This window comes from Ruegeria sp. AL12, assembly GCF_056540885.1.
In genome coordinates, this window is record NZ_JBQFXN010000001.1 from 1,347,733 (window position 1) to 1,368,821 (window position 21,089).

Sequence of the window (21,089 nt, forward strand, 5' to 3'; positions counted from 1 at the left end):
GGTCATGCCATTCGCCTGTTGAACCGGTGTCATCACATAGCACTTAACTCAACGTAAGCGGTTGATTTCACGCCACGCCCCAGATCAGATTATTCTGAACCGGCGAGGAGATGACATGCCAACCCTACTGTTCTGGATCGCCTTTGGCTGTGCCCTTGGGTACCTGCCGCTGACCTCCCGGCCCGCCGGTTCTTTGCGCACTGTACTGAAAACCGCATCGGTCGCCCTATTGGCGGTCACGGCCATCATGAACGGTGGGCCTTGGCTGTTGGTTCTTGCCCTCGCTCTTTGTGCGACAGGCGACGCGCTGCTGTCGCGCGAAACAGATGCCACCTTCATGACGGGCATCGCCGCATTTGCCGCCGGGCATCTGGCCTATATCGCTCTGTTCCTGACACTGCCGATCAGTTCTGCCGGGCTGATCCTCGGCGCGCCTGTGATTGTATGGTCTTTGATCATTCTGGGCATCATCATGGCCACATTGCTCGCGCCCCGCGCCGGAGACCTGAAGGGGCCCGTTCTGGCCTATATCCCCATCATTCTTGGCATGGGGGTCACGGTGCTGGCACTGCCAGATGCCGGTCCCCTTCGGTGGGCGTTTCCCGCCGCCATGGCCTTCATCGCGTCAGATCTAATCCTCGCAACCGAGAAGTTCCTGCTGCCGCCGCACCATCCGGCCCTCAAGGTGACGCCCTATCTCGTATGGCCCCTTTACTGGGGTGCTCAGCTTGGCTTTGTCCTTGCATTTGCGTGACCCTTTGCAACTGCCGCAAATCCGCATTAGGTGAAGGGAACACCTGTGGAGACCAAGTATGGCGTTTTTCTCAAAGCTAAAGGACAAGCTGTTCAAATCTTCATCTCGTCTTGAAGAAGGGCTGGAAGCCATCGTCGAGGATGGCGGCGAGAAAACGGCGGCTCCGGACCCGGTGATCCCCCAGCCGCAGCCCGATCCGCAACCCGTTCCGAAAGTGCCAGAGCCTGCCCCGGCACCGCAACCGGTTGAACCGCCGGCACCGATCCCGGCTGACCCCACGCCTGTCGCTCCACCGCCGGAAATACCGGAATCCAAGGGTATCCTGAACCGCCTGTTCAATCGAGGCGCCGTCACGGAAATGCGCCGCACCCTGGACGATGACATGCTGGAACAGCTCGAAGAGCTGCTGATCGCCTCGGACATGGGCGTCGACACGGCCTTGCGGGTCACGTCTAACATGGCTGAGGGCCGCTTTGGCCGCAAACTGTCGACCACAGAGATCAAGCAACTTCTGGCACAAGAAATCGCCCGCGTGATGGAGCCTGTGGCCAAGCCTCTGCCGATCTATACCAAACGGCCACAAGTGGTGCTGGTCGTCGGCGTCAACGGCTCGGGCAAGACCACGACAATTGGAAAACTGGCCAGCCAGTTCAAAGAGGCCGGCAAAAAGGTCGTCATCGCCGCCGGCGATACCTTCCGCGCCGCGGCCGTGGAACAGTTGCAGGTCTGGGGTGATCGCGCCGGAGTTCCGGTTCTGACCGCCCCCGAAGGCTCGGACCCCGCCAGCCTCGCCTTTGACGCGCTGACCCGTGCACAGGCAGAGGGCGCCGATCTGCTGATGATAGATACGGCGGGCCGCCTGCAAAACCGCACCGACCTGATGGAGGAACTGGCCAAAATCGTCCGCGTCATCCGCAAGGTTGATGACACTGCTCCGCACAACACCTTGCTCGTACTCGACGCCACCACCGGACAGAACGCGCTGAGCCAGGTGGAAACGTTCCGCAATCTGGCGGACGTTTCCGGTCTGGTCATGACCAAGCTGGACGGCACGGCCAAGGGCGGTGTTCTTGTTGCCCTGGCAGATAAATTCGGGTTGCCCATCCACGCGATCGGCGTCGGCGAACAGATCGACGACCTTGCCCCTTTCGACCCCGAAGAATTCGCCGCCGCCCTCACCGGTCTCGACAAAGGCTGATCCCAGGCTTCATCTGGCCCCAAATATCCTCGGGGAGTGTGGGGGGCAGACAGCCCCCCACCCTCTCCGCTCCGCAAAAGGTCCGCGTATTTGAGCGACTGGCTGATCTCTCTCGAAGGCACCGAAGCCGGACACCAGCTGGCATTGGTGCTGGCTTTGATGGCGGCGTTCCTGCACGCGGTCTTCGGTGCATTGCAAAAAGGCAGGCATGACCCATGGCTGTCCCGCGGCGCGATCGACGCCTGCTATTGCCTCATGGCCGCCCCCTTCGCCTTTTTCGTGGTGCCCTGGCCCGAACCTCATATGTGGCCGATCTTCGCGCTCGTCTGGCTGATCCACATCGCCTACAAGACACTGCAAGCCATGGCATATACCAAAGGCTCTTACACCGTCGTCTATCCGGTGGTGCGCGGGACGGGCCCGCTGTTCACGGTCATCGGTGCCTATCTTCTGTTCGGCGAAACATTCTCGGCCGTTCAATGGCTGGGCGTGGCCACCTTGCTGGCGGGGATTTTCGGGTTGGCTGCCTACAACTTCAGGTTCCTGGAAACCAACAGGGATACGCTAGGCATCGCGCTGACACTGGCGATCATCACTGGCCTGTTTGTGGCCCTGTACACCACCTATGACGCCTATGGCATTCGCGCCACCGCCGATCCGTTCACCTTTCTGGCCTGGTTCTTCATGATCGACGGCGCGGCCATGCCGATCTACGCATTTCTCAGGTGGCGCGCGATGGCGCACAGACCTGCGCCTGGTCCGCTGATGCTGCGCGGCCTCGCTGGCGGTATCATCGCCCCTTTGTCCTTCGGGGCGATCATGCTGGCCACCCGGCTGGACAAAGTCGGTGAAGCAGCCGTTCTGCGCGAAACCTCAACAGTCTTCGCTGCGCTGATCGGCTGGCTTGTGCTAAAGGAAACGGTTGGCCCAAGACGCATTGCCCTGATGGCATTGATTGCACTTGGCGCCGTAATAGTTGAAATGGGCGGATAAGCAGCAGGAAGTACAGATGACAGGCAAAAAAGACATCAACCCGTTTCTGAAACAGGTTCTGGAACTTGGCCCCCCGCTGGCCTTCTTCTTCATCTACCTGCGCCTGCGCGACGACAGCTTTCTGATCGGCGGCATCGAGTATTCCGGCTTCATTATCGCCACGATTATCTTTGTCCCCCTGATGCTGGTGGCAATGGGTATCCTATGGTATTTGACCGGCAAACTCAGCCGGATGCAGATCTTCACGGCCATCATGGTGATTTTCTTCGGCGGTCTCACAGCCTGGTTCAACGACGAGCGGTTCTTCAAGATGAAAACCACACTTGTCTATGGTCTGTTTGCCCTGATCCTCGGCATCGGTCTGATGCAAAAGAAATCCTACCTGGCCTATGTTCTGGACGAAATGCTGCCGATGAAACACGAAGGCTGGATGATACTCACGCGCCGTCTGTGTGCTTGTTTCGCCGTTCTGGCCGCCGCAAACGAATTCGTCTGGCGCACCATGTCGACGGATCTGTGGGTCAAGATCGAGACCTTCGGCTTTCCCATCGCGCTGATGGCCTTCCTGATGCTTCAGTTCAGCATTCTGCAACGCTATATGGACGATCCCGAGCAGAAATAGCGGCCTTTACACCCGCCAGACCTGCCAAAACAAACAAAATTCTTGGCTTGAGCGCCCAGCTATGGGAAGTTGTGCCACCACCCACTCTCATACCCTGCCCAAGATCGGTGCATACATGACGGCCTTTCCCACCAGCGGCTTCCTTGCCGAAGCTTCCGACGGGCTCAGAGAAATGCTTTCGGCGCAGGCGACCGAAATATCTCTGTCCCAAGGTGAAATACTTTTTGAACAAGGTGACGAGGGCGACTCTCTCTATGCCATTTTGGAAGGCACGTTAGAGGTTTCCTTTCTGGCAATGAGCGGCCGCAAACTGACACTTACCTTGATGCGCCCCGGCGAAGTCTTCGGTGAAATCGCGTTGTTCGACAATGGTCCGCGTACGGCCACCATTGCGGCGGCAGAAAAGTCGCGTGTACTGCGCGTGCGCCGCAACGACGTTATGAACCAGATCAGACAACAGCCAGACCTTGCCGTGGATATGATCCGTCTGGCCGGATTGCGGATGCGATGGATGGGATTGCAATTGAACGAGCAGGTCTTTCTGCCCATGCCTATTCGGCTGGCCCGCAAGCTGCTGCACCTGTCCAGTTTGCAGGACGACCCGGCCGCGCGCATCACCCTGTCGCAGAGCGAACTGGCCGAATTTGTCGGTGCCACACGCGAGGCAGTATCCAAAACCATCTCGATCTGGAAACGCGACAACATGGTCGAAGCCTCTCGAGGTGGTTTGCTGATCCAGGACTTTGAAGCCCTGCGAGAATTGGCTGATTCAGATCTTATTTGATCCGGTGTGATCTGGTTCACAGACCATCGATTACGCTTTGACCTAACGTGAGATTGTTACCGTAGGAGGTCAGAGAATCATCCCCGATATCTGTCCACTGACCTCTCCCTGTATCTGAGCCATACGCAATCACTGCGTATGGCTCATTTTTTTGGCGCATCAGTGATACCTGGTCTGGCCCGCAATCAGAAAAAAGGCCGGGAGGTTTTCCCGGCCTGTTCAATCAGTTCTCGAGGCTCAGCGCCACAAAACGCGGATCGCCGCCCCTGCGCACCAACAGCAGCAGAGATTTGCGACCAGCTTCGCGCGATTCTTCCATGCGGGCTTCGAGATCTCCGATGGTTTCCACCTTTTGCTGGCCTGCTTCGGTGATCAGATCACCTGCCCGCATTCCCTTGGCATACGCCTCAGATGCTTCATCGACATCTGTAATCACAAGGCCGTCTGCATCACCATCCAGACCCAAATCTGCACGCAGCGTATCGTTCAGGGGGGAAATCGTCAGGCCCAGAATATCCGCGTTCTCTTCAATCGGAGCTTCCTGCGGTTCCTCCTCGCCAGTGTCAGCGCGTTCCGCATCTTCCCGACGCCCCAGTGTCACAAGTACGGTCTGGGTTCCGCCGTCGCGGTGCACGACCACTCTGACCGACTTGCCAACTTCTGCTTCGCCGACCTGACGCACCAGACCTCGGGTGTCTTCCACCTCGACGCCATCAAAGCTGAGGATCACGTCACCCGCCTTCAACCCAGCTTCCTTGGCGGGGCCGTCCGGTACATCGCTGATCAGCGCCCCGCCCGGCTTTTCCAGGCCCATGGCCTCGGCCATGTCCTCGGTTACGTCCTGAATACGGACGCCCAACCAACCGCGGCGGGTCTCGCCATATTTGCGCAATTGATCCACGACTTTTACGACAACATTCGACGCCATCGAGAAACCGATGCCGATTGAACCGCCGTTGGGCGAAAGGATTGCGGTGTTAACTCCGATCACTTCGCCGTCCATGTTGAACAGCGGTCCGCCCGAGTTGCCCCGGTTGATCGCCGCGTCCGTTTGAATGTAATCGTCATAGGTTCCGCTCAGCGCTCGGTTGCGTGCTGAAACGATCCCTGCCGATACCGAAAAGCCTTGCCCAAGCGGGTTGCCCATGGCGATAACCCAGTCACCCACACGTGCTACGTCGCTGTCGCCGAATTTCACATATTTTAGTGGGCCCGAAGCCTCGACCTTGAGCAGCGCGATATCGGTTTTCTCATCCGTTCCGATAACCTTGGCCACCAGCTCTTTCTTGGGTTGGCCATCGCCGGGGAAGAATTCCACAAGTATCTCATCAGCTTCGGCGATCACATGGTTGTTTGTGACGATAAAGCCATCTTCCGAGATCACGAACCCAGATCCCAGCGCGTTGCTTCTGCGCGGCGCGTTGTCACCGTTGTCACCGTTGCGATCCTGAAACTCGCGAAAGAAATCCTCGAACGGAGAGCCTTCAGGAACAATACCTTGCGGTCCAGTTTGGCCTTCGATCAAAGTGCTGGTGGTAATGTTCACTACTGCCGGGCTGATTTCCTCGGCCAGCGGTGCCAAACTTTCACTTTTGGCCTGCGCCGCAACCGATTGCGCCAGCAACAGCAGTGAACCTGCAAAAGCCAGCCACATCAGCCGCATCCAAACACTCACTTCGTCCCACCGGACGGATACACTGCGCGCTTTCGCCTGCACTTGAGCTCTCCTTGTCGACATTCACGCCAAGACCGCTTGTTCTCGGCCTTTCTTACAAACCAATGTAGTCAGTTTGCCCCCACGAGCAACTCGGGATCGCAGCGAAATCACCAGCAAGTGAAACCACAGCGTCAAAATCCCAATTGTTGCGCGCCCCAAAGCAGGACCAAACCGCTGATCACGCATAGCAATCCGACCAGGCGCCGGGCTTGCTCTGGCATGTCCCGCAAGGCTTCAAGCATCCGCTCGATAAGCGAAGGGGCCAGCGCATAGGCCAGCCCCTCGACAATCAGTACCAGCCCGAAAGCCAGAAGGATCATACCCATTATTCAGACGCCGCAGCCGCCGGTGCTCGCCGTCCGGTTGGCGAAGCGAGGTAGTTGAAAAACTCGGAATCCGGGCTCAGGATCAATGAGCTATTACCACCTTGCAGCGCATTTTCATACGCGGTCAGCGAACGGTAGAACTCGAAGAACTCCGGGTCTGCACCATACGCTTCTGCAAAGATCGCGTTGCGTTCGGCGTCAGCTTCACCGCGGATGATTTCCGCCTCACGTCGGGCATCCGAGACCAGTTCGACCACGGTACGGTCTGCCTGAGCGCGAACACGTTGTGCAGCTTCGTTACCGCGGGCGCGCTCGTCGGTTGCCTCACGTTCGCGTTCAGCCTTCATCCGGTCGAAGGTTGCCTCGAGGTTCGCCTGCGGCAGGTCGGTTGCCTTCAGGCGCACGTCGATCACGTTGACGCCCAGCGCACGTGCCTCGGCAATCGCACTATTGCGGATGCGCAGCATCAGCGCGGCACGGTCTGAACTGAGGATGTCACGCGAGGACACCGAACCCAGTACTTCGCGGGTTTCAGCGCGCAGGATACGATCCAGACGGTCTTCGGCGACCGGAATACCACCGACACCAACGGCCTGACGGAACTGTTCCAGATCCGAAATTCGATAGCGGGCAAAAGCGTCCACCACCAGTCGGCGATCATCCAGAGGCGTAACCTCCAACGGCTGAACGTCGATGGACAGGATCCGGTCGTCATAGCGGACAACTTCCTGAATCAGCGGGATCTTGAACGCCAGACCCGGCTCTTCCTTGACCGCAACAACGCGGCCAAATTGCAGAACCAACGCGCGCTCACGTTCATCCACGATAAAGATCGAGGACAGTACACCAACAATCGCGATGAAAACGATCGGCAGAATAAAGGTCGCTTTACGCATCAGTTGCTCTCCTGTCCGGAATTGCGGCGCAGTTCGTTCAGCGGCAGGTAAGGTACGACGCCCTGCCCCGATCCGGTCGAGTTTTCGTCCAGAATGATCTTGTCGACATCACCCAGAACCTGCTCCATCCGCTCCAGGTACAGACGTTTGCGAGTCACATCAGGCGCTTTGGAATATTCTTCCAGAACCGCGCTGAAACGGCTCGCCTCACCCATGGCGCTGTTGATCTGCTGTGCGCGGTAGGCTTCGGCTTCTTCCAGTACCTGGGCAGCTTCACCGCGCGCCTCAGCCAAAACCCGGTTGGCGTAGGCGTCGGCGACGTTTTGCAGCCGATCACGCTCCTGCGCGGCGGCCTGAACATCGCGGAAGGCGGCGATCACGTCCTGCGGCGGGTCGGCCTTGTCGAAGTTCACGCGGATGATGTTCACACCCGAATCGTAGCTGTCCATCGTCGTCTGGATCAGTTCCTGCAGGCGCTCGGCAATGATGCCGCGATCCCGGTTCAGGATTGGTGCCAGCTCGCTCTGCGCGATAATCTCACGCATCGCCGATTCCGACACGGCGCGGATCGTCTGACGCGGATCACGCAGATTGAACAGGAACTTGGCCGGGTCGTTGATATTCCAGACGACCTGGTAATCGATATCGACCACGTTTTCGTCGCCGGTCAGCATGAGGCCATCGTCGCTGCCCCGGGCTCCGCCCATATCTTCGGTCTGTTCGCGGGTGACCGGAATCACCTCGGCAGTGACAAACGGCCATGGCGCGAAGTTCAGACCCGGATTGCCAACCGCAGAAAACTCACCCAGAAACAGCTCAACTGACTGTTCTTCCGGTTTTACAGTATAAAAGCTGGCCAGCCCCCACAAAACGGCAGCCGCCACCAGACCAATCGCAACTGTACCTTTAGTAAAGGCCGGGCCTCCACCGCCCTGACCACCGCTGCCACCACGGCCACCGCCGCCGCGACCGCCCATCAGGACGCGCAGCTGCTCTTGGCCTTTTTTCATCAGCTCGTCGATCTCGGGAATCTGCGGGCCTTCGCCTTCGGGTGGGCGTCGCCCGTCCCCGTTGTTACCCCGATTTCCTCCACCTCCTGAAGAGCCTCCGCCCCCCCAGGGGCCACCGCTGTTGCCCGCCATATGTATCATTTCCTTCGTTTAGGCCCGTGTGATCACGGGCACACTTGTAACTTGTGTGCGCGCGCTTGCAAATCAAGCGGAGCGTACAGGTTGCCGCATTGTCACCAGTTCTTCCGCCATAACGGGATGTACTGCAACCGTGCGATCGAAATCTTCCTTTGTCGCGCCCATCTTTACGGCAATTCCGGCCAGCTGGATCATCTCTCCTGCTCCGGGGGCGACAATATGGCAACCCAGTACCTTGCGCGTGGCCTGAGACACGATCAGTTTCATCAGAACCCGTTGCGTGCCACCGGCAAACGCCTTCTGCATCGGTTTGAATGAAGTGGCATACACATCGATCGGTTCCAGGGCCGAGGCTTCTTCCTCGCTCAGGCCAACTGTGCCGAATTCCGGTTGCGTGAAAATGGCGGTTGGGATCAGCGCGTGATCCACAGGCGTGGGGTTGCCTTTGAAGACGGTTTCCACAAAGGCCATACCCTCGCGGATGGCCACGGGTGTCAGGTTGACCCGGTCGGTGACATCGCCAATGGCATAGATCGACGGAACGGCGGTCTGGCTGTATTCATCCACGACGATCTCGCCCTTGCGCCCACGTTCAACGCCCAGCTCTTCCAGCCCGAGGTTATCGGCATTCGGTGCCCGACCGGTGGCGTACATGACAACGTCAAAACGATCCTCGGTGCCGTCCGTCGCCTTGACACGTATCTGGTCGCCATCTTTGGCCATTTCCAGCACATTGGTGCCCAGCCGTACGTCGATGCCGTTCTGGCGCATCTCTTCGCAGATCAGCCCACGCGCTTCTTCATCAAAGCCACGCAGGATCTGCGCACCGCGGTAGAATTGCGTGGTCTTGACGCCCAGACCGTTCATGATCCCGGCAAATTCGCTGGCGATATAGCCACCGCCGACGATCAGGATGCTTTCGGGCAGCTTGTCCAGATGGAAAATCTCATTCGACGTGATCGCAAGATCCGATCCCGGGAAATCCGGCACCACCGGTCGACCGCCTGTTGCAATCAAGATGTGTCTGGCGGTTTTGCGGGTGCCATCGGCCAGCTCGACCGTGTGCGCATCCACCAGGCGCGCGCGCCGATCAAAGCTTTCAACGCCGTTGTTTTTCAGGATGCTGCGATAAATCCCTTCCAACCGGTCCAGTTCTGCAACCAGTTTGCCGTGAAACATGTCCCAGTCAAACGCGCCGGGCTGAACATCCCAACCATAAGCTTGCGCATCTTCGATCATGCCCGAGTATTCACTGGCAAAAACCATCAGTTTCTTAGGCACGCAGCCCCGGATCACACAGGTGCCGCCATAGCGGTCTTCTTCAGCCAGCGCGACCTTTGCACCGGCTTCACCCGCTGCCACGCGTGCCGCCCGGACCCCGCCCGAGCCTCCGCCGATCACAAAAAGATCATAGTCAAAGCTCATGCCGGGTTCCTTCGTTCAACTTGCAAAAATCCTCTGGATATCTGGGCGCGAAAACCCCGGTGCCAACCCCCGGGCGTGGAATTTTCGATCTTTTGCCGACGCTTGTCCGATTGGCTTGCATAAAACTCAGTCCGTTTGGTCGGAAAACAGGTTTTCCCGGGATCCGCTCAGCAGCTGATCCAGTTCCAGGGTGCCCGCGTTGATATCCCGCAGTTCGACCCGCCCGTCGCCGTGGCCGATGATAACCTTGTCACAGATATCGATGAACAGGCCGTTTTCCACCACGCCGGGAACCTGGTTGAGGATCAGGGCCATCTGACGGGGATTGCCGATGCGTTGCAGGTGCAGGTCCAGAATGTGGTTGCCCTCATCCGTCACGAACGGGGCCGCGCCATTCATACGCAGCGCCGACGAGGTCCCAAGTACATCCATCGCGTCCAGCGCTTCTTCGATCAGTGTTCGCGTGGTTTGCCAGCCAAATGGAACAACCTCGACCGGCAAGGGGAAAGCACCCAGCGTTTCCACCTCTTTCCCGGCATCTGCGATGACGATCATCTGATCGCTGGCCGTGGCAACGATCTTTTCCTGCAAATGCGCGCCGCCGCCGCCTTTGATCAGGTTCAGGTCAGGGTCGAATTCATCCGCGCCGTCGATGGTCATGTCCAGCCACCCGGCCTGATCCAGAGAAATGACTTCGATCCCGACTTCGCGTGCCAGCTGCGCGGTGCGGGTGGACGTGGGAACGCCCTTGATCCGCAGACCTTCGTCTTGCACCCGTTCGCCCAAACGACGGACCAGCCAGGCCGCAGTGGATCCCGTTCCAAGACCCACGCGCATGCCGTCCTCGACCATCTCGGCGGCACGACATGCGGCCACGTATTTTGCGGTGTCGATGGGCGACAGTTCTCCGGTCATGGCAGCTTTCCCAGTTTGGCCTGCCGGAGTTATAGGGAATGCGCCGCGCGACTGCGACCACAATTTGCGGTTCGGCAAGCGTAAAGATGCCTGAAGACTGCGCGTTTCCTATCGGAAACGTCGCAATCATGTCTTACGCCCTCGTCTTTGTCATATAGATTGCCCACATGTTGACCCGATACCGCCTGCACTACGCCCCTGACAACGCCTCGCTGGTGATCCGGCTGGTGCTGGAAGAAATGGGTGTGCCCTATGAAACTGTGCTGGTCGATCGGCGTCGCAACGAACAGGACAGCGCGGCGTACAGGGCATTGAACCCCAACGGGCTGATCCCGGTGCTTGAAACTCCGCAAGGGCCGATCTTTGAAACGGCGGCAATCCTGCTGTGGCTGTCCGAGCGCCACGGGCAACTGGCCCCGGCGGCAGGCGCCCCCGAACGCGCAGAGTTTTTGAAATGGCTGTTCTTTGCGTCCAACACGCTGCACGCCGATCTGCGCATTCTGTTCTATGCCGAGAAATACATCACCCCACCACAGGCTGATACCCTGCGCGCAGGCATCAGACCCCGTTTGAAGCAGCACCTGCAACTGCTGGACGCGCTGGCAAAACGCGCGCCAGCCTGGTTTTGCGCGGAATGCCCGTCGGTTTTGACCTATTATGTCGCCTGCATGATGCGTTGGATGGCCTTGTATCCGGCCGAGGCAGATCGCAGTTGGTATGCGCTGCCTGACACCCCGGCCATGCAAACCATCCTGGCACAGCTCGAGACACGCCCCGCCACTCACACGGCCATCGCGGCCGAGGGTCTGGGCCCCGCACCCTACACCTCTCCAATTTACGCCAACCCCTTAGAAGGCTCAGCTACCTGACATGTTCCTCTCTGTCTTCGATATGTTCAAAGTGGGCATCGGCCCGTCCTCCTCGCACACCATGGGCCCCATGGTGGCGGCGGCGCGCTTTCTGGATATGATGCGTGCTTCACCCTTTGAATTTGCGGGTCTGAAGGGCTCGTTGCATGGCTCGCTCGCCTTTACCGGCGTCGGCCATGCGACCGACCGGGCGACCATACTGGGCCTGGCCGGCTTCGTTCCGGACACCTACGACAATAACAAGGCCGAGGCCGCATTGGCGAATATTGCCAAGACGCACACGGTTACCCCCGACGGCCTGCCGACGCTTCAGTTCGATCCCAAAACAGACCTGATTTTCGACTATGACACCAACCTGCCGGGACACGCCAACGGGATGATCCTGATGGCCACGGACGCGCAGGGGGACGTGATCCTGCGCCAGGTGTTCTATTCCATCGGTGGCGGTTTTGTCCTGACCGAAGAAGAACTGGCCGAAGGCAAGGCAACGGATGAGGGCGCACCGGTGCCGTTCCCGTTCAAATCCGCGGCTGAAATGCTGGAGATGGCCAAGTCCAGCGGCAAAACCATCGCCGAGATGAAGCGCGCCAATGAGATTGCGCGCGGCTGCGCCGACAGTTTCGCCAAGGGCTGCGCCCGTCTGTGGGACGTCATGAATGCCTGTATCGAACGCGGTTTGACGACCGACGGCATTCTGCCCGGCGGGCTGAAAGTGCGACGCAGGGCAAAGGGTATCTATGACGCACTGATGGCCGAACGCGGCATGAACCTGACCGCGCCGCATACGATCAACGACTGGATGAGTGTCTACGCCATGGCGGTCAACGAAGAAAACGCCGCCGGTGGGCAAGTCGTAACGGCACCGACCAATGGGGCGGCGGGCGTTCTTCCTGCGGTGCTGCGCTATTACCTGGACCACGTTCCTGGTGCCTCGGAGAGCCATATCGAAGATTTCCTTCTGACCGCGGCCGCGATTGGCGGGCTGGTCAAATACAATGCGTCCATCTCGGGGGCCGAAGCGGGGTGCCAGGCCGAGGTCGGCAGCGCATCAGCCATGGCCGCGGCGGGGCTCTGCGCCGTGATGGGCGGTACGCCCGAACAGGTTGAAAACGCCGCCGAGATCGCGTTGGAGCATCATTTGGGCATGACCTGCGATCCCGTCGCCGGGTTGGTTCAGGTGCCCTGTATCGAACGCAACGGGCTGGGGGCCATCAAGGCTGTGTCCGCTGCGTCTTTGTCCCTTCGCGGGGATGGAGAGCATTTCGTGCCGCTGGATGCGGTGATCGAAACGATGCGTCAGACCGGTCATGACATGCACGAAAAATACAAGGAAACCTCGCTTGGTGGATTGGCCGTGAACGTGCCAAACTGCTGAGATCGCAACAAATGGGGGTCGATATGCGTGGACATTGCCTGTGCGGCAGCATCAAGTACGAAATCGACCCTCCTGCCCTGTCCTGCGTCACCTGTCATTGCGACAGCTGCCGACGCCAATGCGCCGCGCCGATGACAACCTATTTCGCGGTTCGTGACGGTCAGTGGCGCTGGATCGGAGAAGAGCCAAAACGCTTCAACTCTTCGCCCGGAGTCGAGCGCAGCTTTTGCCCGGATTGCGGCACGCCAATCTCGTTCCGCTCGGCCAAAATGTCGGATGTGCTGCATCTTTACGTCGCCACTTTGGAGAACCCCGAAGCAATGCAGCCCACATTGCACGTGGCTCATGAAGAAAGGCTGAGCTGGCTGCATCTGGATGACAACCTGCCCACCTGCACCGGGCCGGATTACACAAAGGTTCAACCCCTGCCCGAGGCCTGACATTCGACCTTTCCACTGCGCCGCGAAGCAGATAGCGTCGCGCGCATGACTCAGGATCGTCCCGTCTTGGGCATCTTCTTGATGCTCGGTTTTTGCGTGCTTGCACCCTTGGGGGATGCGATGGCAAAGCTGTTGGGCGAAACGACACCGTTGGGTTTGCTGGTTGCAGCCCGGTTCGCGGTGCAAGCGCTGATTCTTATCCCGTTGGTGATGATAACAGGCCGGCCCTGGCGGATGCACGGGCGTATCCTGCGCCTGACAGTCATCCGCACGCTGTTGCACATCATCGGCATAACCGCGATGTTCAGTGCGTTGCAGTTCCTGCCCCTGGCTGATGCCGTCGCCATTGCCTTTGTCATGCCGTTCATCATGTTGCTGCTGGGCAGATACGTTCTGGGCGAAGAGGTCGGCGCGCGGCGCCTCGTGGCCTGCATCGTCGGTTTCATCGGCACACTTCTGGTCATCCAGCCCAGCTTTGCCGAGGTGGGCTTACCTGCCCTGCTGCCGTTGATCGTTGCCGTGGTCTTTGCCCTTTTCATGCTGGTCACGCGGCAAATCGCCAAAGAAACTGATCCAATTTCCTTGCAGGCGGTGTCTGGTGTCATGGCCACTGTGGGGCTGGTTCCTGTCCTTGTGATCGGAACATCGCTTGGTATCTGGAACCTGTCAGCTGCCTTGCCCGCCCCCGATTTGTATTGGCTGCTGATCGCGATAGGAGTTTTGGGAACTGTCGCACATCTGCTGATGACATGGTCGCTGCGCTATGCACCTTCGGCCACGCTGGCCCCGATGCAATATCTGGAAATCCCTGTGGCGACTCTGATTGGCTGGGCCATCTTCAGCGACCTGCCCGACGGGCTGGCGGCGGTTGGGATCATGATCACGGTCGCCGCCGGTCTGTACGTTATTCTTCGCGAACGGGCCACCGCTCGCTCTGCCCCGACAGAAACACCTGCATAAGCGGATCGAGTGCGGCGCGGGGAACCATCACCAACAGGCCGGGCCCATCCATCTGCAATTCAACATACGACAGCGCGCGATTGGAGGTACCCACCTGCCCGTCCGGTTGCAACCGCAGGCCGTCGATGGGCCATTCCAGCCCGGTGCTGCGCCCCGTCACAGGGCGCATTGGAAACAGCGACACCACATCCCCCGGCAAAACCGGCAGCCGGATTTGGCGGGGCGCATGAAACACCACCTCATGCGCGCCCAGCAGAATGCAGGCCTGTTCCTGACGCCTGACCAGCACGTTCAGAACGGCAAGCTGATGGTCAAGCCGTCCGCCCAGAAAACCGGCCCCCAAAACCAGTGGAGCCTGCACATTGCGCAAGGCCTTGTCGAAATCGGTGCTGTCCTGTTCACGAATGGCGAAAAGCCGGTCAGACGGGATTTTGGCTTTCGTTGCTTTGTCCAGCGAATCGAAGTCCCCGATGACCGCATCCGGAATCCGGCCTGATTCTGTCAGAACCGCCGCTCCACCATCCGCTGCAACGACAGAAGTGACGCGGTTCAGCACCAAATTCAGGTCCTCGGAACCAACAAAACCACCCCCAAACAACCCGATTGGATCGGCAGAGCGTACAATTGGTTCATTTTTCCAAAGATTGGCCATTTTTCCCGGATTTGGACACATTAAGACCACAAAATGATAGGTTCATGCATAAAGTTCAGAGCCTTCGTGTGCTCCCGATTCCGGGTAAGTGGGCTCTCGTAGTTTGTAAAGGACGTGCGTCTGATGGTACAGAATAACAAGGTATTGACCGTTTCATATGGAACCTTCTCCTGCACTTTGGAAGGATTCGACGATTCCTTTGAAACGATGAAAGCCATTGCCGAATATTTCCGCGATCTTGCTGCAGATGATCGTTACTTCGGCTCAGAGCCTCCACAACCAGACGCCGAAATGCTGACCCGTATCGCACGCCGCGACGCATCGCAACGCGTCGAAGCCAGCCAAAACGAATCCGGGCTTCTGCTGCGTGCCGCTCCAAACACCGAAGCCCCGGCACCGGTCGCTTCTGACGCACCGGTCCCGCACGCGCAAAATGCAGATGCCATGACCACTCCCCCTCCCACATATACCCAACCAAACCCGGGGCAGACCGCGTTCACGGACGCGGAGGCCGTCGACGTCACCACATCTCCGCCGGCCGACAGCATTGCCGCAAAACTGCAACGCATCCGGGCCGTTGTTTCCCATTCGGACGTCCCCCCTACTGCTTATTCCGAAGACGAGGAATCTTCGCTGCTGGCCAACACCGCCCCTCCGGTGGACGCCGTGGCCGCCGCGTTCGAAGCAGGTGCTCTCAATGCGGATGACTTTGCTGAACCTGCTGAGCCCGAGGCCGCAGAAATCGAGGATCTGCAAGCGCTTGACGCGGAAGACGTACAAGACGACGCGCCGGCAGTATCTGAACACCAGGCCTTCGAATCCGCCGCGCCGAGTATCGAGAACGATTCCGAACAGCAGGTGCAATTGACCCCCGACCACCTGCGAGATGAAGAAATCGAGGTCGCAACGGACGACGCGCAGCTTCCTGCTGAGCCCCTGTTCTCGGATATGGAAGAGGATACCGACGAGGAAATCGACGAAGAAGATGTTCCAAACATCCTCAACGTCGAAGACGTGGCGATCGAATCCGAAGATGAAGCAGATGACGAGCCGCAAGACGATCAGGCGCAAGGAGTATTGTCGGAAGAGGACGAAATTCAGCTGCTGTCCGAGATTTCCGAAATCGAAAAAGACATGGCAGGCCGTTCAGGCCAAAAACTGACGGATGACGCCGATCCTGATCAGGATATCTCGCGACTGATGGCCAAAACCGGTGAACATATGGAGGATCCCTCCAGCAGCGACGCGCGAGAAACCTATTCGCACCTTCGCACCGCCGTTGCCGCGACCGAGGCCGACCGTGATGACCAACCGGCCCCGAAAACCTCGCCTGTTGATGAGTATCGCGTTGATCTTGCGTCAGCGGTCAGCCCGCGCCGCCCCGAAGTGAACGTGACCAGCATACGCCCGGAGGCAGATACTCCGGCTCCGTTGAAGCTGGTTGCTGAGCAGCGCGTGGACGATCAAAGCGAATCCAATGGCCCCGTGATGCCGCGTCGCGTGACCACTCAGGTGGAAGAAACCGGGTCGGAAGAAGGCGGTTTTGCGCAATTCGCACAGGATCAGGGTGCACAGTCGCTTCAGGACCTGCTTGAAGCGGCCGCAGCCTATCTGTCTTTCATTGAAGGACAGCAACAATTCTCGCGCCCGCAACTGATGAACAAAGTCCGTTCTTTGAAGCAGGATGAGTTCAATCGCGAAGAAAGCCTGCGTTCCTTCGGACAGCTGCTGCGCGATGGAAAAATCGAAAAAGCCGGTGGCGGCCGTTTTGCGGCCTCTGACCTGATCGGCTTCCGTCCTAATAATGAGCGCGCAGTAGGCTGACTGCCGCGCCAATTGACAAAAAGGGCCGGGTAAACCCCGGCCCTTTTGCTATGGCGCGCCCAGAGACAAACGCACGTTGTTAAACAAGACACAGCGTTGCCCATTGTACCGGGCCCGACCAGCCGCCTTGGTCCGAGCAATGGCCCGGCTCAGGATTGATCTGGGTCCTCTTTGCCAACGCCGCGAAAAACGAACTTGAACGGCAGGGCCCAAAGAATGCCCAGAACGATATAGACCAGAAGTTCCACCCATATTGGGGGGCGCTCCAGCCAGTTCAGAACCGTCACCACCGCCACAATGTAAAGTGGCAGGCCGATCACAAGAATAACCAACGACCAACGCCGGCGCGCCTTATAGCTCAGACCTGTTTTCTGCTCTTTGTTCATCAATCTGCAAACGGGTCGGTCACCAGAATGGTGTCGTCCCGCTCCGGGCTGGTGGACAAAAGGGCCACAGGGCATTCGATCAGCTCTTCCACCCGGCGCACATACTTGATTGCGTTCGCGGGCAAATCGGCCCAGCTGCGCGCGCCTTCAGTGGATTCGCTCCAGCCCGGCATTTCTTCGTAGATCGGGGTGCAGCGCGCCTGCTGTTCTGCGGCAGTCGGCAGATAGTCGAGGCGCTCGCCGTCCAGTTCATAGCCTGTGCAGATCTTCAGGGTTTCAAACCCATCCAGAACGTCCAGTTTTGTCAACGAGATACCGTTCACGCCACTGGTCGCGCAGGTCTGACGGACCAGGCACGCATCGAACCAGCCACAGCGGCGCTTTCGACCTGTCGTCGTTCCGAACTCATGCCCGCGTTCCCCAAGGCGCTGACCATCCGCATCCTCAAGTTCTGTCGGGAATGGGCCTTCGCCGACACGGGTGGTGTAGGCTTTGACAATCCCCAGCACAAAGTCGATCGATCCCGGTCCAATCCCCACCCCGGTCGCGGCCTGACCTGCGATCACGTTGGACGAGGTCACGAATGGATAGGTGCCGAAATCGATGTCAAGCAGAGCGCCTTGCGCCCCTTCGAACAGGATGCGTTTACCCGCTTTGCGCTTTTCGTTCAGCACTTTCCACACAGGCGCAGCAAATGGCAGAATCTCTTGCGCGATCTCTTTCAATTGGGCGATCAGCGCGTCGCGGTCGACCGGCTCGATTCCCAGACCCTTGCGCAGCGGGTCATGGTGCTGCAAAGCACGGTCCACCCGAGCCTCGAGCGTGGCCTCATCCGCCAGATCCGCGACGCGAACGGAACGGCGCCCGACCTTGTCTTCATACGCGGGTCCAATCCCACGACCTGTAGTGCCGATCTTGGTTCCCTTGCTGGCCGCCTGTTCGCGCGCACGATCCAACTCGCCGTGGATCGGCAGGATCAACGGGGTGTTCTCGGCAATCATCAGCGTATCGGGGGTGATTTCCACACCTTGTGCCTGGATGGTCGCGATTTCCTTGACCAGATGCCAGGGGTCCAACACCACGCCGTTGCCGATGACGCTCAGCTTACCGCCGCGCACGACACCGGACGGCAGAGCGTGCAGCTTGTAAACTTCGCCATCAATCACCAGCGTATGTCCGGCATTATGCCCGCCCTGAAAACGCGCGATCACGTCCGCCCGTTCGCTGAGCCAGTCGACGATCTTGCCTTTTCCTTCGTCACCCCACTGGGCGCCGACAACAACCACGTTGGCCATATCCGGTCCTTTTGCGCTGAGTTATCAAACCCGGCTCATATAGCGGGGCGCAAACGGCAGGGAAACCGATATTTCGCCGCAGATGAAAATCGCGCGAACGCGCGATGCCTCCGGCGGGGATATTTATGGCCAGATGAAAAGCGGTCCCCTGCTTCATCTGGCTGAAAATATCCCGGGGGAGCCGCACGGAACGGGCGGCGGGGGCAGAGCCCCCTGCCCGGCATCAACGCAGATGCACCGGTTGCCCATGAGGTGTCGTCAGATAAGCCTCTTCCCAGGACTGACGTAGCCCTTTTACCTCCTGTGGCGGCGCGACGCCCTGCTCGGCCAGCAACCCCTCGAGCGTTTCCAGCCATGCATGGAAATAGTCGTCGCCGCCGTCCAGCTCTCGCGCGAGCCCGTGGCGTTTCAACGTGCTCGAGAACCGTGCCGCCCAATCGGACCAATCGAACCGCCCCGCCTCGTTCAGGGCAACGGTGACGGCAAAGACCTGAGCGTGCCAGGGTTCGGCAAACACCGGTTCTGGGGCTGAATGCTCGTTGCAGCCGCTCATGCCGGTTCCAGATAACTTTGCCATAGGTCCAGTACCACTTCGTCATCCGGATGCTCCGGGCTGGTCCAAAGTTCCGAAGCGGGGAAGACCACGGCATAGATCGGTTCGGGCGCTTCGCCCAGCCCATGAGCATTGGAATCGGGCAGGACATGGGTTCCGTGCAGGCGCAGTATTCGACCCCTGGCACCGGACGCATAATTCGGCAGGCGTGTGTGCCCGCCATCCACAATGCGATTTCCCGCCGGACGGGTCGTGACCACTTGTTGACCGACGGAAAACTGTACCGCCACGTTCGAAGGTCTGTCCGCTGGTCCACCTTTGGCCAGGGCGGCTGACACGGCGTCCGCCTTGAGCATCCGTTCCGCCAACGGATGCGGCCCATCCTCTCCGCCGCTGCGCAGGTCATCCAGAGAAAGAACGCCGCGTTCAACCAACAGGTCAGCCAGGCCCGAAATCCATTTCTCGTAATATGAAAACCGGGCATAGTCCTTTGGCGACAACCGTTCCCTTGCGTGGCGGGATACGTCGATATTCCACTGCCCCAGAAAGCCGGATGCAAGTGTCACCGCCAGCGCCCGTGCGTGCCAGTCTTCGGCAAAAACCGGCCCATCCTCGGCCTCGGGATTTATCGGACCATCTCCAAAGCGGCCGCCCATATCGTGAACGCGGGTCATGAAGGGGCCTTCGGCAGGCCCGTGCCGATCATGCTGTCACGTGTCACAAGTGCGGCAAGCGCCTCCTCACTCATCCCATCAGTTCCATCAGGACGCATCGGCAGAACGAGATAGCGAACCTCGGCCGTCGAATCCCAGACCCGCACCGAAGTGTCTTCAGGCAGGGTGAGGCCGAATTCGGCCAGTACCTTGCGGGGTTCACGCACCGCTCGGGCACGGTAGGCATCAGATTTGTACCAGCCCGGCGGGATACCCAACAACGGCCAAGGATAGCAGCTGCACAAGGTGCAGACGACCATGTTGTGCCGGGTTGGCGTGTTCTCGACAACAACCATGTGTTCACCCTGGCGACCATAATAACCAAGATCCGCGACCATCGAGGTGGCGTCTTCCAGCAGAGCGGCCTTGAAAGCTGGGTCGCGCCAGGCTTTGGCAACCACCCGCGCACCGTTCTGCGGGCCAATCTTGTTCTGATAGGTGTCGATGATTTCGTCCAGAGCCGCCGGGTCGATCAGGCCCTTGCGGGTCAGAATCGTTTCCAGCGCTTTGACGCGCAGCGCGGGTTCGGGCGGCAAAAGGGCGTGCGGGTGGTCGTGGTCGTCATGAGGCATGGGCCGCAGCCTGCGTCACGCATCGGCGTTCTGTCCAGTCCCTTTGACGTGATATGACATATCACGTGCGGTGATGCGAACTCCTCACTTGCCCCCGCTGGCAAACTTGCATAGATACCACGCGATACACGCCACGCTGTACAGGACCACCATGGAAAACGTCGTTCTCATCATCCACCTTCTTTTGGCTCTGGGCCTGATTGCCGTTGTTCTGATGCAGCGGTCCGAAGGCGGTGGCCTTGGCATGGGCGGCGGCGGCGGTGCCATGACAGGCCGTGCAGCAGCGACCGCTTTGGGCAAACTGACCTGGATCCTTGCCGCTTGCTTCATCGTGACCTCGATCACGCTGACGATTCTGGCGGCGCAGAAATCTTCGGGCAGCTCGGTGATCGACCGTTTGGGCGTGCCGGCTCCGACTTCAAGCGAAGAAAATACTCCGGCGATTCCGTCGGCGGATGACCTTCTGCCGCCTGCACAGGGCGACAACGCGCCGCTGATCCCGCAGGCCGACTGACCTACAAAACCTAGAAACCTGGAAGAGGACTGCAACAGCATCTTGCGGTTCTCTTGCGCTTTTGGCGCGAATCCTTTATACGTGAAGTCCCGTGATGCAGCGGTTTTTCGAAACCGTCGGGCAGCTGATAATGACGTCTCACGGGAGCAGCCGAAAAA

Annotated in this window: 23 protein-coding genes; 11 read left to right on the forward strand and 12 right to left on the reverse strand. The window is 59.2% G+C overall.

The window, feature by feature from the left end; all coding sequences use genetic code 11:
* Window positions 1–115 precede the first annotated feature (115 nt).
* The 5 genes from ACR0C6_RS06770 to ACR0C6_RS06790 all read left to right on the forward strand — a co-directional run bounded on the left by ACR0C6_RS06770 (window position 116) and on the right by ACR0C6_RS06790 (window position 4,351).
* A complete protein-coding gene (locus ACR0C6_RS06770) occupies window positions 116–754 on the forward strand; it encodes a lysoplasmalogenase family protein (protein WP_480618709.1) in 639 nt (212 codons plus the stop codon).
* 58 nt (window positions 755–812) lie between these two features.
* Complete coding sequence (ftsY, locus tag ACR0C6_RS06775) at window positions 813–1,952, forward strand: signal recognition particle-docking protein FtsY (RefSeq protein ID WP_480618710.1); 1,140 nt, start codon at window positions 813–815, stop codon at window positions 1,950–1,952.
* 90 nt (window positions 1,953–2,042) lie between these two features.
* Entirely contained in the window at window positions 2,043–2,945 is a 903-nt protein-coding gene (locus tag ACR0C6_RS06780; protein WP_171328829.1) for an EamA family transporter, read from the forward strand.
* 16 nt (window positions 2,946–2,961) lie between these two features.
* Window positions 2,962–3,567, forward strand: coding sequence for an inner membrane-spanning protein YciB (locus tag ACR0C6_RS06785; RefSeq protein WP_480444776.1), 606 nt, complete (start codon window positions 2,962–2,964; stop codon window positions 3,565–3,567).
* Window positions 3,568–3,682: 115 nt separating this feature from the next.
* Window positions 3,683–4,351: a Crp/Fnr family transcriptional regulator gene (locus ACR0C6_RS06790; RefSeq protein ID WP_171170683.1), complete on the forward strand. Its 669-nt coding sequence runs from the start codon at window positions 3,683–3,685 to the stop codon at window positions 4,349–4,351.
* 223 nt (window positions 4,352–4,574) lie between these two features.
* Here ACR0C6_RS06790 and ACR0C6_RS06795 read toward each other — a convergent pair whose 3' ends face one another.
* The 6 genes from ACR0C6_RS06795 to rpiA all read right to left on the reverse strand — a co-directional run bounded on the left by ACR0C6_RS06795 (window position 4,575) and on the right by rpiA (window position 10,778).
* Window positions 4,575–6,089 (reverse strand): Do family serine endopeptidase, encoded by a 1,515-nt coding sequence (locus ACR0C6_RS06795; RefSeq protein WP_480444775.1) that lies wholly within the window; start codon window positions 6,087–6,089, stop codon window positions 4,575–4,577.
* Between the two features lie 110 nt (window positions 6,090–6,199).
* Window positions 6,200–6,394, reverse strand: a complete 195-nt coding sequence (locus tag ACR0C6_RS06800; protein WP_152457591.1) for a DUF2065 domain-containing protein — start codon at window positions 6,392–6,394, stop codon at window positions 6,200–6,202.
* Entirely contained in the window at window positions 6,394–7,290 is an 897-nt protein-coding gene (hflC, locus tag ACR0C6_RS06805; protein WP_152457590.1) for a protease modulator HflC, read from the reverse strand. Before hflC ends, ACR0C6_RS06800 begins: the two co-directional genes overlap by 1 nt.
* A complete protein-coding gene (gene hflK / locus ACR0C6_RS06810) occupies window positions 7,290–8,432 on the reverse strand; it encodes an FtsH protease activity modulator HflK (protein WP_152457589.1) in 1,143 nt (380 codons plus the stop codon). The genes hflC and hflK overlap by 1 nt, the downstream gene beginning before the upstream one ends.
* A 72-nt stretch (window positions 8,433–8,504) precedes the next feature.
* A complete protein-coding gene (gene gor, locus ACR0C6_RS06815; RefSeq protein WP_480444774.1) occupies window positions 8,505–9,863 on the reverse strand; it encodes a glutathione-disulfide reductase in 1,359 nt (452 codons plus the stop codon).
* Between the two features lie 126 nt (window positions 9,864–9,989).
* On the reverse strand, window positions 9,990–10,778 hold the full coding sequence (gene rpiA, locus ACR0C6_RS06820; RefSeq protein ID WP_152457587.1) for a ribose-5-phosphate isomerase RpiA: 789 nt from the start codon (window positions 10,776–10,778) through the stop codon (window positions 9,990–9,992).
* A 167-nt stretch (window positions 10,779–10,945) separates the two neighbouring features.
* On the opposite strand from rpiA, the gene ACR0C6_RS06825 reads away from it, so the two are divergent.
* From ACR0C6_RS06825 to ACR0C6_RS06840, 4 genes are read left to right on the forward strand one after another with little or no spacing between them, the layout of a single operon-like run.
* Window positions 10,946–11,647, forward strand: a complete 702-nt coding sequence (locus ACR0C6_RS06825; RefSeq protein ID WP_171363172.1) for a glutathione S-transferase family protein — start codon at window positions 10,946–10,948, stop codon at window positions 11,645–11,647.
* 1 nt (window position 11,648) lies between these two features.
* Window positions 11,649–13,022 carry an L-serine ammonia-lyase gene (locus tag ACR0C6_RS06830; protein ID WP_480618711.1) on the forward strand — a complete coding sequence of 458 codons (1,374 nt, stop codon included), beginning with the start codon at window positions 11,649–11,651 and terminating at the stop codon, window positions 13,020–13,022.
* A 23-nt stretch (window positions 13,023–13,045) separates the two neighbouring features.
* A complete protein-coding gene (locus ACR0C6_RS06835; protein ID WP_171231881.1) occupies window positions 13,046–13,462 on the forward strand; it encodes a GFA family protein in 417 nt (138 codons plus the stop codon).
* A 45-nt stretch (window positions 13,463–13,507) separates the two neighbouring features.
* Window positions 13,508–14,422: a DMT family transporter gene (locus ACR0C6_RS06840; protein ID WP_480618712.1), complete on the forward strand. Its 915-nt coding sequence runs from the start codon at window positions 13,508–13,510 to the stop codon at window positions 14,420–14,422.
* On the opposite strand, the gene ACR0C6_RS06845 is transcribed toward ACR0C6_RS06840, so the two are convergent.
* Complete coding sequence (locus tag ACR0C6_RS06845) at window positions 14,367–15,074, reverse strand: thiamine diphosphokinase (protein WP_480618713.1); 708 nt, start codon at window positions 15,072–15,074, stop codon at window positions 14,367–14,369. The genes ACR0C6_RS06840 and ACR0C6_RS06845 overlap by 56 nt on opposite strands.
* Window positions 15,075–15,197: 123 nt before the next feature.
* On the opposite strand from ACR0C6_RS06845, the gene ACR0C6_RS06850 reads away from it, so the two are divergent.
* Window positions 15,198–16,898 (forward strand): hypothetical protein, encoded by a 1,701-nt coding sequence (locus ACR0C6_RS06850; protein WP_480618714.1) that lies wholly within the window; start codon window positions 15,198–15,200, stop codon window positions 16,896–16,898.
* 149 nt (window positions 16,899–17,047) lie between these two features.
* Here the strand turns inward: ACR0C6_RS06850 and ACR0C6_RS06855 are convergent, their stop codons facing one another.
* The 5 genes from ACR0C6_RS06855 to nthA form a co-directional block, all read right to left on the reverse strand.
* Window positions 17,048–17,284 carry a DUF2842 domain-containing protein gene (locus ACR0C6_RS06855; protein WP_171228487.1) on the reverse strand — a complete coding sequence of 79 codons (237 nt, stop codon included), beginning with the start codon at window positions 17,282–17,284 and terminating at the stop codon, window positions 17,048–17,050.
* On the reverse strand, window positions 17,284–18,579 hold the full coding sequence (locus tag ACR0C6_RS06860; RefSeq protein WP_152457579.1) for an adenylosuccinate synthase: 1,296 nt from the start codon (window positions 18,577–18,579) through the stop codon (window positions 17,284–17,286). The genes ACR0C6_RS06855 and ACR0C6_RS06860 overlap by 1 nt, the downstream gene beginning before the upstream one ends.
* A gap of 223 nt (window positions 18,580–18,802) precedes the next feature.
* Window positions 18,803–19,132, reverse strand: a complete 330-nt coding sequence (locus tag ACR0C6_RS06865) for a nitrile hydratase accessory protein (RefSeq protein ID WP_480444767.1) — start codon at window positions 19,130–19,132, stop codon at window positions 18,803–18,805.
* The gene (nthB, locus tag ACR0C6_RS06870) at window positions 19,129–19,806 is read right to left on the reverse strand and encodes a nitrile hydratase subunit beta (protein WP_480444765.1); all 678 of its coding nucleotides are present in this window, start codon (window positions 19,804–19,806) and stop codon (window positions 19,129–19,131) included. Before nthB ends, ACR0C6_RS06865 begins: the two co-directional genes overlap by 4 nt.
* Window positions 19,803–20,417, reverse strand: a complete 615-nt coding sequence (nthA, locus tag ACR0C6_RS06875) for a nitrile hydratase subunit alpha (RefSeq protein ID WP_480444763.1) — start codon at window positions 20,415–20,417, stop codon at window positions 19,803–19,805. The genes nthB and nthA overlap by 4 nt, the downstream gene beginning before the upstream one ends.
* Before the next feature lie 151 nt (window positions 20,418–20,568).
* On the opposite strand from nthA, the gene secG reads away from it, so the two are divergent.
* Window positions 20,569–20,931: a preprotein translocase subunit SecG gene (secG, locus tag ACR0C6_RS06880; RefSeq protein ID WP_480618715.1), complete on the forward strand. Its 363-nt coding sequence runs from the start codon at window positions 20,569–20,571 to the stop codon at window positions 20,929–20,931.
* Window positions 20,932–21,089: the final 158 nt, after the last annotated feature.

Coding starts and splice junctions, on each gene's coding strand:
- ACR0C6_RS06770 (WP_480618709.1), top strand. CDS start 116: ATGCCAACCCTACTGTTCTGGATCGCCTTTGGCTGTGCCCTTGGGTAC.
- ftsY (WP_480618710.1), top strand. CDS start 813: ATGGCGTTTTTCTCAAAGCTAAAGGACAAGCTGTTCAAATCTTCATCT.
- ACR0C6_RS06785 (WP_480444776.1), top strand. CDS start 2,962: ATGACAGGCAAAAAAGACATCAACCCGTTTCTGAAACAGGTTCTGGAA.
- ACR0C6_RS06790 (WP_171170683.1), top strand. CDS start 3,683: ATGACGGCCTTTCCCACCAGCGGCTTCCTTGCCGAAGCTTCCGACGGG.
- ACR0C6_RS06795 (WP_480444775.1), bottom strand. CDS start 6,089: ATGTCGACAAGGAGAGCTCAAGTGCAGGCGAAAGCGCGCAGTGTATCC.
- ACR0C6_RS06800 (WP_152457591.1), bottom strand. CDS start 6,394: ATGGGTATGATCCTTCTGGCTTTCGGGCTGGTACTGATTGTCGAGGGG.
- hflC (WP_152457590.1), bottom strand. CDS start 7,290: ATGCGTAAAGCGACCTTTATTCTGCCGATCGTTTTCATCGCGATTGTT.
- hflK (WP_152457589.1), bottom strand. CDS start 8,432: ATGGCGGGCAACAGCGGTGGCCCCTGGGGGGGCGGAGGCTCTTCAGGA.
- gor (WP_480444774.1), bottom strand. CDS start 9,863: ATGAGCTTTGACTATGATCTTTTTGTGATCGGCGGAGGCTCGGGCGGG.
- rpiA (WP_152457587.1), bottom strand. CDS start 10,778: ATGACCGGAGAACTGTCGCCCATCGACACCGCAAAATACGTGGCCGCA.
- ACR0C6_RS06825 (WP_171363172.1), top strand. CDS start 10,946: ATGTTGACCCGATACCGCCTGCACTACGCCCCTGACAACGCCTCGCTG.
- ACR0C6_RS06830 (WP_480618711.1), top strand. CDS start 11,649: ATGTTCCTCTCTGTCTTCGATATGTTCAAAGTGGGCATCGGCCCGTCC.
- ACR0C6_RS06835 (WP_171231881.1), top strand. CDS start 13,046: ATGCGTGGACATTGCCTGTGCGGCAGCATCAAGTACGAAATCGACCCT.
- ACR0C6_RS06840 (WP_480618712.1), top strand. CDS start 13,508: ATGACTCAGGATCGTCCCGTCTTGGGCATCTTCTTGATGCTCGGTTTT.
- ACR0C6_RS06845 (WP_480618713.1), bottom strand. CDS start 15,074: ATGGCCAATCTTTGGAAAAATGAACCAATTGTACGCTCTGCCGATCCA.
- ACR0C6_RS06850 (WP_480618714.1), top strand. CDS start 15,198: ATGGTACAGAATAACAAGGTATTGACCGTTTCATATGGAACCTTCTCC.
- ACR0C6_RS06855 (WP_171228487.1), bottom strand. CDS start 17,284: ATGAACAAAGAGCAGAAAACAGGTCTGAGCTATAAGGCGCGCCGGCGT.
- ACR0C6_RS06860 (WP_152457579.1), bottom strand. CDS start 18,579: ATGGCCAACGTGGTTGTTGTCGGCGCCCAGTGGGGTGACGAAGGAAAA.
- ACR0C6_RS06865 (WP_480444767.1), bottom strand. CDS start 19,132: ATGAGCGGCTGCAACGAGCATTCAGCCCCAGAACCGGTGTTTGCCGAA.
- nthB (WP_480444765.1), bottom strand. CDS start 19,806: ATGACCCGCGTTCACGATATGGGCGGCCGCTTTGGAGATGGTCCGATA.
- nthA (WP_480444763.1), bottom strand. CDS start 20,417: ATGCCTCATGACGACCACGACCACCCGCACGCCCTTTTGCCGCCCGAA.
- secG (WP_480618715.1), top strand. CDS start 20,569: ATGGAAAACGTCGTTCTCATCATCCACCTTCTTTTGGCTCTGGGCCTG.